The sequence below is a fragment of the Laribacter hongkongensis DSM 14985 genome, from assembly GCF_000423285.1.
In the GTDB taxonomy this organism is placed as follows: domain Bacteria; phylum Pseudomonadota; class Gammaproteobacteria; order Burkholderiales; family Aquaspirillaceae; genus Laribacter; species Laribacter hongkongensis.
Genome location: NZ_AUHR01000019.1, coordinates 21,180 through 33,441, shown reverse-complemented (window position 1 = coordinate 33,441; position 12,262 = coordinate 21,180). Strand labels below are relative to the sequence as shown.

At 57.4% G+C, this 12,262-nt stretch carries 10 protein-coding genes; all 10 read left to right on the top strand.

What is annotated here, in order from left to right; translation table 11 throughout:
• The coding region (locus G542_RS18845; RefSeq protein WP_027824334.1) for a hypothetical protein at positions 1-363 on the top strand (363 nt) is incomplete at its 5' end.
• Positions 360-1,082: a hypothetical protein gene (locus G542_RS18590; RefSeq protein ID WP_155826696.1), complete on the top strand. Its 723-nt coding sequence runs from the start codon at positions 360-362 to the stop codon at positions 1,080-1,082. The genes G542_RS18845 and G542_RS18590, both read left to right, overlap by 4 nt.
• The gene (locus tag G542_RS0112895; protein ID WP_027824332.1) at positions 1,075-1,263 is read left to right on the top strand and encodes a hypothetical protein; all 189 of its coding nucleotides are present in this window, start codon (positions 1,075-1,077) and stop codon (positions 1,261-1,263) included. The genes G542_RS18590 and G542_RS0112895 overlap by 8 nt, the downstream gene beginning before the upstream one ends.
• Positions 1,260-1,562, top strand: coding sequence for a hypothetical protein (locus G542_RS0112890; RefSeq protein ID WP_027824331.1), 303 nt, complete (start codon positions 1,260-1,262; stop codon positions 1,560-1,562). The genes G542_RS0112895 and G542_RS0112890 overlap by 4 nt, the downstream gene beginning before the upstream one ends.
• A gap of 12 nt (positions 1,563-1,574) precedes the next feature.
• Positions 1,575-2,645, top strand: coding sequence for a DUF7146 domain-containing protein (locus G542_RS0112885; protein ID WP_081666837.1), 1,071 nt, complete (start codon positions 1,575-1,577; stop codon positions 2,643-2,645).
• Entirely contained in the window at positions 2,642-2,860 is a 219-nt protein-coding gene (locus G542_RS0112880) for a transcriptional coactivator p15/PC4 family protein (RefSeq protein ID WP_012697000.1), read from the top strand. The genes G542_RS0112885 and G542_RS0112880 overlap by 4 nt, the downstream gene beginning before the upstream one ends.
• 2 nt (positions 2,861-2,862) lie before the next feature.
• Positions 2,863-3,201: a hypothetical protein gene (locus tag G542_RS0112875; protein ID WP_027824329.1), complete on the top strand. Its 339-nt coding sequence runs from the start codon at positions 2,863-2,865 to the stop codon at positions 3,199-3,201.
• The gene (locus G542_RS0112870; RefSeq protein ID WP_162142368.1) at positions 3,188-4,990 is read left to right on the top strand and encodes a DUF927 domain-containing protein; all 1,803 of its coding nucleotides are present in this window, start codon (positions 3,188-3,190) and stop codon (positions 4,988-4,990) included. Before G542_RS0112875 ends, G542_RS0112870 begins: the two co-directional genes overlap by 14 nt.
• Positions 4,991-5,685: 695 nt before the next feature.
• Positions 5,686-10,611: a DEAD/DEAH box helicase gene (locus G542_RS0112865; protein WP_027824327.1), complete on the top strand. Its 4,926-nt coding sequence runs from the start codon at positions 5,686-5,688 to the stop codon at positions 10,609-10,611.
• Positions 10,612-10,940: 329 nt separating this feature from the next.
• Complete coding sequence (locus G542_RS0112855) at positions 10,941-11,612, top strand: hypothetical protein (protein WP_027824325.1); 672 nt, start codon at positions 10,941-10,943, stop codon at positions 11,610-11,612.
• Positions 11,613-12,262 lie beyond the last annotated feature (650 nt).

The following is a 12,262-nucleotide window of genomic DNA, read 5'->3' as shown; positions in this document are numbered from 1 at the left end:
CGCAAGCATCAGGACGCCCGCCATAACCAATACCTGCCGTTCTACCACCTAGCCCATGATGCCGCCCGCAACATGGCAGATACGGCCAGAAAGCTCGGCAGCGAAGCACCGGCGCAGGTATTCCACTCCAACGTCGAGAAGCTGATAAACCGGGCGTTCGGCCTTGAGAAGGGACAACGGGCCAACCTGTCACCTTCCATGCAGAACGCCGTCAGCACAGCGTATCAGCTAGTGAGTGCGGCCATCATCGACACGCTGGCAGAAGGCGGCAGCCACAAGGCAGCCTACCGCGAGGCAGAACGGCGCGTGACTGACTTCGCTCGCCTGTTCGGGCCGGTCGTCAACGGGAGGCTGGCAGCATGAATACCTGGCACGAATTGGTAGCGGGATTGTCTGGTTACCAGCAGCCCGGCGAGCCAAAAAAACGCCCCCAAGCATCCGGAGGCATTAAGGAGCCATGCTTGACCAGAAGCCCGGTCGGGACACTTCAATCATGTGCATGGACACGACTTCAGCATGTGAAGCACGGCATGGCATATCAACCTGCATCGATACACGGTAGATGGAAAACTGCCTATCCCGTCAGCAGGCAAAAAAATGACCACCATGGCAGTGGTGGTCAAATGTCTGCAAATAAGGGGAAACGACAGGGAAAAGAGGATGATCGCCGCCTTTCCCACTCACAGAGTAGGCAACTGGAAAATCCTTCACGACCTCAAAACGGCTACCGTCTGTCACTTGATGGCGCAGCGCAACGTGCGTGTCTGGATGGATACAGCCTTGCGTATTTTCTGATTGACGCCCTCGATACAGCGCGGCACCATTTACCCGTGCCGTTCAATAGCGGCACCGGGATTGGCGTCCCGAACATCTTGGCGGACAGCCGCCACTTTGCGGCATTTTTTGCGTCCGTTACCTACGCTATTGGTGCGTCCATGGTTTCCATGGTGGGCCGTAGCGGGGGCGTGCTTGCACGCGCCGGTTTCCAAGATGCCGGTACGCCAACCCTGCTACGTGCCTGCCACCCCGATTGGCGTCGGGATGGTGGGTTTAATACCCATCTTGGAGGCCACCATGCCTAGCTTTGCCCTGCGCGCTTTCCGCGCCCTGCTTTCCCGCTCTCCCGCTGTTTCCATCATCCGCCCTGCTGCTGATCTGGCCGAGGCCCGCCGCATGGCTGCCGACCTGATTGCACAGGATCGCCGCTGTTCGGTGCGTATGACTGCCGGCTCCCGTGGCTTTGACGTGGAGGTGACTGCATGAGCCGCATGATCGATTCCATCGACGCCCTGCGCGATATGGCAGCCTTCCGCACTGGGCAATGTGACGATCTGGACAAGCTGGCCGACAGCGTTACCAGCATGCAACGCGAGTGCCTGACTGCGGCAGCGGCCATCAACACCCTGATCGCGCTTTACAGCATGGATGGAGGCGAACTGCCTGCCAGTGTGGCAACGGATGCTGGCTGGGCCGGCACACTGCTGGCCTCACTCGCCTATGAAGCGACCAACTGGCTCGACCAGATCAGCGTCGCCAGAACCTTCCCCGACCTGAACCCCTGAGAGGCTTACGCCATGACAACGAACCATCCACGCGATGGGGCGCGGGACGGCTTGTGCCTTGAATCTGCCATGGTCATGGCAGCAGCCCGTCACCAGTGGCCGGGCATCCTGACCCGGTTGGGGATCGCTGACCGCCACCTGAAACGCCAGCATGGCCCGTGTCCGGGCTGTGGCGGACATGATCGGTTCCGCTTTGATGACCGCGACGGCCGGGGAACCTGGCTCTGCTCTGGTGGCGGGGGCGACCCGATGGCCGGAGACGGGCTGGCGCTGGTCCGCCATGTGTTCGGCTGCGGCTTTGCCGAGGCGCTGCGCCTTGTAGCGGGGGCGCTGGGCATTACCGGCACATTGCCCTGCCCGACCCCACGATTGCCCCCTGTCGCACCCACCACGCCGCCCGTCAGCCGCCTGCCGTCCATCCTGCGTCAGTGGGATGAAGCCTTGCCGCTGACTGGCACCTGCCCGGCATCGCGCTATCTGGCCGGGCGCGGGCTGGCACTGGAACACGCCCCCGATGATCTGCGCTGTCACCCTGCCCTGCCGTATTGGAATGACCGGGACGGCAAGCCGTTTGCCCTGTGTCGCCTGCCTGCCCTGCTGGCGCTGGTGCGCGACAAGGCCGGGGAGATTGTCGGGCTGCATCGCACGTATCTGACCGACCGTGCCGGCGCAATCAGCAAGGCCCGGCTGGTGCATCCCGATACCGGCGAATGCCTGCCCGCCAAAAAGCTGGTCAGCGTCACGCCGGGAGCCACGACCGGGGCTGCCATCCGGCTGGCCGCCCCCGACAACGGACGGCTGGGGCTGGCCGAGGGCATCGAGACTGCGCTGGCCTGCCATCTGGCTTCCGGCCTGCCGGTCTGGTCCTGCATTTCGGCCCACGGGCTGGAAAGCGTGAGGCTACCGGATGACGTGCAAAGCGTCTGGGTGTTCGGGGACCACGACACCAGCGGCACCGGCCAGAAAGTCGCCCACCGGCTGGCAGCCCGCCTGCATGACGAGGGACGACAGGTGCGCGTCCTGCTGCCATCCCGCCCCGGCACGGACTGGGCGGATGTGCTGAATGAAGGAGTTGAAGCATGAGCATCCACACCATCGACAAGAACGCCATCGACCGTATCCAGATCGAGCGCAAGACCTTCCGGGGCCATGACTACATCGACCTGCGCCAGCACACGGACTTCGGGGATGGCGAAGGATTCCGCCCGACCAAGAAGGGCATCACCCTGCCGCCAGACCGCTTGCCGGAGCTGATTGAAGCCTTGCTGGCACTACAGGACGAACAGGAAAGGGGTTAAGCATGAATATGCAGAAAGCGGATTGCGGATTCTGGTGCGCTGATGCCTTTGAGGCCGTTGTCACCTTGCTGGAAAACATGGCAGCGGAAGGCACGGCCATTGCCTCGCCACGACTGGCCATCGAGCTGGAAAAGCTGCTGCAACGGCGCTGGGATGACCTGAGTGAGCGGGAGGCCGACACGATTGCAGGGGCCATTGTGGCGCTGATCCTGGCCCCGCCCATGCTGGGCCCCATCGACCATGACCGGTTTCAGGCGCTCAAGGCACGCTGGACACGGCAGGACGATAACGGTCGCCTTGTGCCGGTCTCGCCAGAGGAGGCACACCATGGGAAACAGTGACCTGCAATCGCTCAGGGAGGCGGCAACGCTGCCACCCATGCCGACGTTTCCACGCTGGGAGTTGCGGGATGATGGCCTGTGGTTCATCGACGGCAAAATTGATCCCGATACCGGCAAGGTGCATGAGCGCGCCCCTGTCTGGCTGTGTGGCCGTCTGGAGCTGGTCGGGTGCGGGGCCGACGATGCCGGCCACCAGTACCGGATTGCCCGCTGGGAGCGACAAGGCAGCCGCAATACCGTCACGATCGCACTGCCCAATGCCGAGATAGGCGAACGTGAGGGCTGGTACAAGCTGCGTGATGGCGGGCTGGAGATCGCCACGAACCGGACGGCACAAAGTCATCTGGCCACATGGCTGCAACGGGGCGGCAACATGGACTGGCATGAAATCGCCTACAAGACCGGCTGGCAGCACGGAGCCTTTGTCATGCCGGACGGGGAAATGATCGGTACGCCGGACGTGCCGGTATTTTTCAACGGCAAGAGCGACCGCAAGGACGCCTACAGGCCATCCGGCTCACTGGACGACTGGATTGCCACGGTGGGCAGGCTGTCGCTTGGCAATGCCCTGCCCATGACTGCCATCGCCTGCTCCCTTGCAGGGCCGCTGCTGTCGGTCGTGGGTATGCGGGACGGCATCGGCCTGCACTTCTATACCCTGACCAGTTCGGGCAAATCGACCTGCGGCGACGTAGCGGCCAGCGTGTGGGGCGACCCGGCCCGAACCATGCGTTCGTGGTCATCCACGGGGTTGGCCGTGAGCAATGAAGCCGAACAGGTCAACGACACGCTGCTTTACATGGACGAAATCGGTTCTGGCAATGCCCGGAACATCGGCCCGGCCATTTATTCGGCACTGAACGGGGTCGCCAAGATGCAGGGGGCCAAGGACGGTGGAAACCGGCCATTCCGCACATGGAAGGTCGCCATGATCTCGACCGGCGAAGTCCGCATGAGCCAGTTTCTGGCCGATGGTGGCCAGGTGGTAAAAGGCGGGCAGGAAATCCGCCTGCTGGACATTCCCGCTGATACCGGCAGATACCGGGCCTTTGACTGCCTGCATGAGTTTGCCGATGGCACACGGCTGGACGAATCCGGCAGGCCGGTCAACCCCGGCGAGGCATTCAGCATGGCGCTGACCGAGGCCGCACGCCACCACTATGGCCACGTGGGCCGGGCATGGGTGGAATGGATTGCTGCCAACCGCTCAGCCATACCGGATGAGGTGAAAACCGTTCAGGCGCGACTGCTGGCCGATCTACCTGACAGTGCCGCGCCAGCCGTGCGCCGGGCAACACGCAAGTTCGGCCTGTTAGCAGCGGCTTGCGTATTGGCCTCTCGTGCCGGATTGACCGGATGGACTGAACAGGAAGCGTTTGATGGCGTGCATGTGGGCTGGATGCTGTGGCTGGACGCTTTCGGCATCGAGGACCGGGACGACACCCGGTTGATCGAGCAAGTGGAAGGCTGGTTTTCCCTGCACGCATGGGGCCGATTCATCGACATCACACATCAAGGCCACAGTGAACCAAATATCCAGAACTGCGCCGGATACCGAAGGCGCGAAGATGATGGAGGCCTTGTGTTTTTCGTGTCACCGAGCGTGTTCAAGAATGAGATCACAGCAGGCTTTGAGTATCGGCGGGTCTGCCGCCTGCTTGTAGAACACGGAATGCTCAAGCCAGGCTGTGGAGGAAAGACGACGAACAAGGTTCGCATTCCGGGCCTGCCAAACCCGGTCAGGATGATGGTGTTTGTGGCCACCGAAAGCCAAAAGACCCATCCATGATTTTCCCCCTACGCGAGACAGCCAGCGGGAATGTCGAAGGTACGGCGCGGAATGTTCTTCATATCAGCCGGGGCATGATGTATCGGCAGGTTTGTTAAGTTTTACCGGCATGGATAGAGCATTTTGCCGGGCGGGGAAAACAAGAGGCATCCGCTGTGGATGCCTATTTTTTGTGCAAAACAAGAGTTTGGCACTATTTTTGTCCCACTTTTTGCATGAAAAAACAGGAAAGGGGGGACAAAGGTGGGACACATTAAATCTAATAGCAACAATGGTTTACGGAATTTGTCCCACCGTCCCACCTGTCCCACCTAGGTTCTGTATATATAGCCCCACTCACGTAGTAAAAAACACAGACCTATTTTGCACCACACATGAATTGTTAAGTTTTCCGCCTCAAACAGGCTGGCGCATTGGACATAAGAGCCAACTGCATGCGCTATCGCTCCAAACAGATAGCACATCCAACTATGGCCCGAAATCGAGGTGCTTCTTCCATCGGAGAAATTGACCTCATCAACATGACAAGAAAATCCGCTGATCCAAGATTTATTGGGGCTATCGAAGGAAACTGCACGGCAGCACCGAGTCAGTGCATGCAAGGGCATAATGGCTATATAGGGCAGCTAGCTTGCAGCAAGCTAGGCCGCCATAGGATTATCAAATAATTCCAAACGCATAAAACATCATCTTTCATGACAAACGCCAGCCAAACTACTGCCCTGCAATCACTGCTATCGACCTTCCGCGCCGCCGCCGTCACCGAGCGTGAAAAAGGCACCTACTTCGAAGAGCTGATTGTCTGCTACCTCAAAAACGAAGCCACTTACCGCGACCTGTACAGCGACGTGTGGCCGTTTGGCGAATGGGCCGAGCAGTACGGCAATGGCTGGAGCAAGAAGGATACCGGTATCGACCTGGTCGCCAAGACGACAGACGGCGACTACCACGCCATCCAGTGCAAGTTCTACGCCGAAGACTACAAAGTCCAGAAAGCTGACATCGACAGCTTTTTCACCGCTTCCGGCAAGCAGCCTTTCAGCCGCCGCCTGATTGTCACCACCACCAACAACTGGGGGCCGAATGCAGAAGATGCACTCATCGGCCAGCAGCCACCGGTCACCAAGCTGGACTTGCAGGCACTGGAAGACAGCCAGATCGACTGGAACCAGTACCAGCCCAAGCAAGCCGCTGTGCTCAAGCCCAAGAAGCAACTACGTGACCATCAGATCCGTGCTTTGGCTCGTGTTGAAGCCGGCCTAGCCAACGCAGAGCGTGGCAAGCTGATCATGGCCTGCGGCACGGGTAAGACCTTCACCAGCCTGAAGATTGCAGAGAAGCTGGTGGGAGCTGGCAAGCGCGTGCTGTTTTTGGTACCTAGCTTGTCGCTGCTGTCGCAAACCCTCACCGAGTGGACGCAAGAAAGCGCAACCCCGCTGCATAGCTTTGCCGTGTGTTCCGATAGCGACGTGGGCAAAAAGCGCAAGAAAGACGATGACGTGGTTCAGACGCTGGCCCACGAGCTGCGTTACCCGGCCACCACCGATGCCGCCAGGTTAGCCGCCGAGATGGCCAAGCGCCACGATGGCGAGCATATGAGCGTGGTGTTCAGCACCTATCACTCCATCGATGTGATCAGCCGTGCTCAACTAGAGCATGGCTTGGCCGATTTCGACCTCATCATCTGTGACGAAGCCCACCGTACTACCGGTGCCACCTTTGACGGCGAAGAAGAAAGCGCCTTTGTCCGTGTACACGATGGCGATTACATCCGCGCTGCCAAGCGCTTGTACATGACCGCCACCCCGCGCATTTATGGTGATGGTGCCAAGGCCCAGGAAGAAAAAGGCGGCGTGGCGCTCTGTTCGATGGATGACGAAAGCCTGTTTGGTAAAGAGCTGTTCGTTATCACCTTCAGCGAGGCAGTTAAAGCCGGACTACTGGTGGACTACAAAGTGCTGGTGTTGGCTATGGACGAAGCCCACATCAGCCGTAGCCTGCAAAACCTGCTTAAGGACGACAACAATCAGATCAAGGTCGAAGACGCTGCCAAGATCGTCGGATGCTGGAAGGCGCTGTCCAAGCAAGACACCCGTGAAGACCTGGGCGACGATGCTGCCGCTATGCGTCGTGCTGTGGCTTTCTGTCAGGTCATCGAGTACCAAAGCAACGCCAAAACCCACAAGATCAGCTCCAAGAAGATTGCTGACATGTTTGCCGCCGTGGTGGAAGAGTACAAGGCCAGCAACCCGGACGAGGATTGCGCCACCCTCAAGTGCGAGGCAGACCACATCGATGGCGGCATGAATGCCGGCGAGAAAGACAGCAAGCTGGCCTGGCTCAAAGCGCCGGTGCCGGATGACACCTGCCGCATTCTTAGCAATGTACGCTGCTTGTCCGAGGGCGTGGATGTGCCCGCGCTGGATGCCGTGCTGTTCCTGACGCCGCGCAGCTCGCAAGTCGATGTGGTGCAATCCGTTGGTCGCGTTATGCGTCTGGCCGAAGGCAAAAAGCGCGGCTATGTGATCTTGCCGGTAGTCATCCCCTCAGGCATGGCACCAGACGAAGCCCTCAACGATAACAAGACCTACAAGGTAGTGTGGCAGGTACTGCAGGCCTTACGTTCGCACGATGACCGCTTTGACGCCATGATCAACAAGCTGGATCTGGTCGGTAACGACACCAGCAAAATGGAAGTGATTGCCGTCAGCGACAAAGTCCAGAAAAAAGCCGATAAGAAAACCGCTGTGGCCAAGCTGGATAAAGGCAAAGGCACCTATGGCATTGGTAGCGCAGGGAAAGCTGAAGAAAACAAACCGGAACAGCAAACACTGGAATTTGAGATTGGCGAAATCGAACGCGCCATCTTTGCCAAAGTGGTGCAAAAGTGCGGCAACCGCCACCATTGGGAAGACTGGGCCAACGACATCGCCAAGATCGCCCGCACCCACATCACCCGCATCACCGAAATCGTCAATAACGAAGCCAATGTCGATGAAGTGGTCGCCTTTGAAGGCCTGGTAGCCGAGCTGCGGGACGACCTGAACGACAGCATCACCCGCGATGAAGTCATTGAGATGCTGGCCCAGCACCTGATTACCAAACCGGTATTCGATGCCCTGTTTGCCGACTACAGCTTTGCCAGCCATAACCCCATGTCCAAGGCCATGCAGAACGTGCTGGATCGGCTGCATGAGCACCGGTTGGACAAAGAAGCCGACACGCTGGAAAAGTTCTATGCCAGCGTGAAAATGCGTGCGGAGGGCATCGACAAAGCCGAAGGCAAGCAAAAGATCATCGTCGAGCTGTACGACAAATTCTTCCGCAACGCCTTCCCGCGCATGACCGAGCGCCTGGGTATTGTCTACACCCCTGTGGAGGTGGTGGACTTCATCATCCACAGTGTCGAGCACATCCTGCAAAGTCAGTTTGGCCAGAGCCTGGCCAGCGACGGCGTGCACATTATCGACCCGTTCACCGGCACCGGCACTTTCATTACCCGCCTGATGCAAAGTGGCATCATCCCGCCTGATGCGCTCAAGAAGAAATTCAAAGGCGAAATCCACGCCAACGAGCTGGTGCTGCTGGCCTATTACATCGCCGCCATCAATATCGAAGCGGTCTACCACGGCATTGCCGGTGGCGACTACGTGCCGTTTGATGGCATCTGCCTTACCGACACCTTCCAGATGTACGAGAAAGAAGATCTGGTAGATCAAGTGCTGTTCCAGAACAGCGCCCGTCGCAAACGGCAAAAGGCGTTGGATATCCGCGTGATTATTGGCAACCCGCCGTACTCCGCCGGGCAGGACAGCGCCAACGACAACAACCAGAACGTCGCCTACCCGCAGCTCGATGCCCGTATCCGCGACAGCTACGCCGCCCGTTCCTCTGCCACCAACAAGAATGCGCTGTACGACAGCTATATCCGCGCCATCCGCTGGGCGTCGGACAGGTTGGGCGATAGCGGCGTGATCGGCTTTGTGACCAACGCAGGGTTTCTGGAAGCCAATACTGCAGATGGCTTGCGTCAGTGTCTGGCTGAAGAATTCTCCGATATTTACGTGTTCCACTTGCGCGGCAATGCGCGTACCTCGGGCGAATTGCGCCGCAAGGAAAAGGACAACGTTTTCGGCATGGGCAGCCGCGCCCCGATAGCGATTTCCCTGCTGGTGAAAAACCCGCACGCCACCCAACATGGCCGCATTTTCTGGCATGACATCGGCGACTACCTGAGCCGAGAGGAAAAGCTGGACATCGTGAGCGGGTTCGGCAGCATCGGCGGCATTGCTGCGGCCAACCTTTGGCGCGAAATCTCGCCGGACGCGCATGGCGATTGGGTCAAGCAGCGGGATGAATCGGCGGCAGGCTACCTGATCATGGGTGACAAGAAGGGGGAAGAAGCGGGGCTGTTTGCCAATTACTCGAGTGGGCTGCAAACAAGAGGAGATGCTTGGTATTTCAATCGCGGCAAAACTACGTTACTTGAAAATATTCAGCGGTCGATTGCATTTTTTAATAAAGAATCTGATCGCTATAAGTCGGATTTCAATGGCGATGTCAGTTTGGATGAGTTTGTTACTCGTGATCCAAGTCAGTTTTCTTGGTACGGGGACAATACAAAAGATATTGTCAGAGGCCTGAAGTACACCTTCAAATCAAGTGCAGCTACTGTTGCAATTTATCGGCCATACACAAAGTCATGGGTTTATTACGACAGATCGCTTATGCATCGGGTTGGTCAAATTCCCCAAATCTTCCCCGATGCTCAATCGGCTAACCGCATGATTGTCATCAAACAGCGCTGGAACGGCGATGGCCAGTTGGCGCTGATGGTGGATCACATCATGGAGCTGCAAACCGATGGCGGCACGCAATGCTTCCCCCTCTATCTGTACGAGGAAGCCGACGCCCAGCCTGCCAAACAACCGCAGCAAGACAACTTGTTCGATAGCACGCCTGTCCCTGCGGCCAACGTTGGCCGCACCCGCCGCGATGCCATCACCGATGAAGGCTTGGCGCATTTCGTGGCCGCGTATCCGGGCGAGAGCATCAGCAAGGAAGACATCTTCTACTACGTTTATGGCCTGCTGCATTCGCTGGATTATCGCGAGCGTTTTGCCGACAACCTCAGCAAAGAGCTGCCGCGTATCCCGTGCGTGAAAGGCGCAGCCAACTTCTGGCACTTCAGCAAAGCCGGGCGTGAGCTGGCCGAGCTGCATCTGAACTACGAAACCGTTGCCATGTACGAAGGTGCCAAGGTTGATACTGGGGGCAAGACCCTAACCGCTGCGGACTATCGCGTCGAGAAGATGAAGTACGGTAAGAAGGGCAAGGATAAAGACCTGAGCACGTTGCATTACAACAGCCGTATCACGGTAACCGGCATCCCGCTGGAAGCCTACGAATACGTGGTCAACGGCAAACCCGCGCTGGACTGGGTGGTAGAGCGCCAGTGTGTGAAAACCGACAAAGATAGCGGCATCGTCAACGACGCCAACGACTGGGCCACCGAAACCATGAACAACCCGCGCTACCCGCTGGAGCTGTTCCTGCGGGTAATTACCGTCAGCCTGGAAACCATGAAGATCGTGAAAGCGCTGCCCAAGCTGGATATCTGAGCTGTACAGGGCGTGCAGCGTTGAGAGCACGCCCTGCCAATATCACGATTTATCACTGATATATCACCAATATATCAATGGCATAAACTGCTAGTTTCTTCATAATGACTGTTCCTTAACACGCCCCAGCAGGAGCAAGCTATGTCGAATCATCGTGCAGATATCAAGAATGGCAACAAAGGTACGCAAGGTACCAACAAGACGTACGACCAGAACCAGGGTAACCGTGGCAAGCAACTGAACCCTAATCAACAGCCAAAGCAACCCGCCAAGAAGTAACGGCATTGCCTAAAGAAGCAGGCGAGCTAGCTCGCCTGCTAGTGTGCACAATGGAACAGAAATCGAGAAAATATCGCTATACCAAGCAGCTCATCAATATGGCGCTGCGAGATGGCTGGACGCAGAAACAGATTGCTGACGCATGTCGGACTCAGCAGTCAGTGGTCAGCGCCTGGAAAAATGGTGCCAAGCAGGCATTTGAGCACCAGTTGAAGCCCTTGCTGGAAGTGTATGGCGCACGATTGCGGAGAAAGTCATTCCGGATTTATCACGATTTGCGTGCAGTGCCCGAGCAAGAGCCGGAGATCAAGCTGATCAAGGTTGAGGGCGAGGTTATCTTTTCGCATGCCTATGATGCCTATCTGAGCTGCCCCCGATGCAATCCTGGTGAATGCAAGGACGATCGGCACCCGAAAAAATCTGTTCCGCAGCGCCGGATCATTATTCATGACCAAGGCGCGGGAAAATTTTGCCTTGTGAAGCAAGAGCGGGTATTTAAGCCAAATTACCAAACGCTGTATGCTGATGCGAATATTTTCACAAGCCATGCAATAGCCCAGCTTTTGGTGGGGCAGTTACTGGCGCTTGTGGATGACAATGAATTTTACGAAAGTCAAAAAGAATACAAGCCTGACAAACTGATGATTCGCACCTTGCTCCGTAAAGCTTTGCTGGAGCATGGCATCCCCCTGGAAGGGGTTGAGGAACACTTGTCGGTTTGATAGGCTAAGGAACCCCCAAGCAAAAAACTGTGGCCAGGTTCTGGCCCATCGAGTTTGATCATGCGTGATCGCTTGTATTTCTCAGTCAGTTAATGCCCCGCAGCAAGGCCATTTCGCCCCTGCGGTGCAATTGAGAAAATTTTTAAGGAAGAAAACCACCTGGTAGCTCTGCTGTCTAGACTGCGGTTCAGTTTGCTTCAGTCGAAAAGTGCTTTTCTTGATAAGGGAATGGGGTGGGAAGAGAGCCGGGCCACTTTGTATGAAGTCGCCCGGCTTTCACTTTATCAAGCACCACTATATGTCGCATCCTGGACGATCATCTGAGCAAACGCACCTAGGAGCTGACCCTTGCCAGAGAGGGTTTGGACAAGCTTCTGCAAACGCTACAGACTCAGCCCCGATGATCGTCAAACTTCACAAGCAGGCTCGCACCACGCCAGCCATCCCTGCCGAAATCCGCTAGGCCACCAGCACGCTGGCCGAACGTTACAACGTCACCGTCGATACCATCCGCAAATGGATACATCGCGAGAGTGTCGGGGATCGCTCCCACACGGCGCATCGCTTGTCATCACTAACTGAACCGGCTGGTCAACATGCCGGCTTTGTTCGCGGTTGCTAATTCGGTAGCTGAAAGTCAGGCCTCCATC

Coding starts and splice junctions, on each gene's coding strand:
- G542_RS18590 (WP_155826696.1), top strand. CDS start 360: ATGAATACCTGGCACGAATTGGTAGCGGGATTGTCTGGTTACCAGCAG.
- G542_RS0112895 (WP_027824332.1), top strand. CDS start 1,075: ATGCCTAGCTTTGCCCTGCGCGCTTTCCGCGCCCTGCTTTCCCGCTCT.
- G542_RS0112890 (WP_027824331.1), top strand. CDS start 1,260: ATGAGCCGCATGATCGATTCCATCGACGCCCTGCGCGATATGGCAGCC.
- G542_RS0112885 (WP_081666837.1), top strand. CDS start 1,575: ATGACAACGAACCATCCACGCGATGGGGCGCGGGACGGCTTGTGCCTT.
- G542_RS0112880 (WP_012697000.1), top strand. CDS start 2,642: ATGAGCATCCACACCATCGACAAGAACGCCATCGACCGTATCCAGATC.
- G542_RS0112875 (WP_027824329.1), top strand. CDS start 2,863: ATGAATATGCAGAAAGCGGATTGCGGATTCTGGTGCGCTGATGCCTTT.
- G542_RS0112870 (WP_162142368.1), top strand. CDS start 3,188: ATGGGAAACAGTGACCTGCAATCGCTCAGGGAGGCGGCAACGCTGCCA.
- G542_RS0112865 (WP_027824327.1), top strand. CDS start 5,686: ATGACAAACGCCAGCCAAACTACTGCCCTGCAATCACTGCTATCGACC.
- G542_RS0112855 (WP_027824325.1), top strand. CDS start 10,941: ATGGAACAGAAATCGAGAAAATATCGCTATACCAAGCAGCTCATCAAT.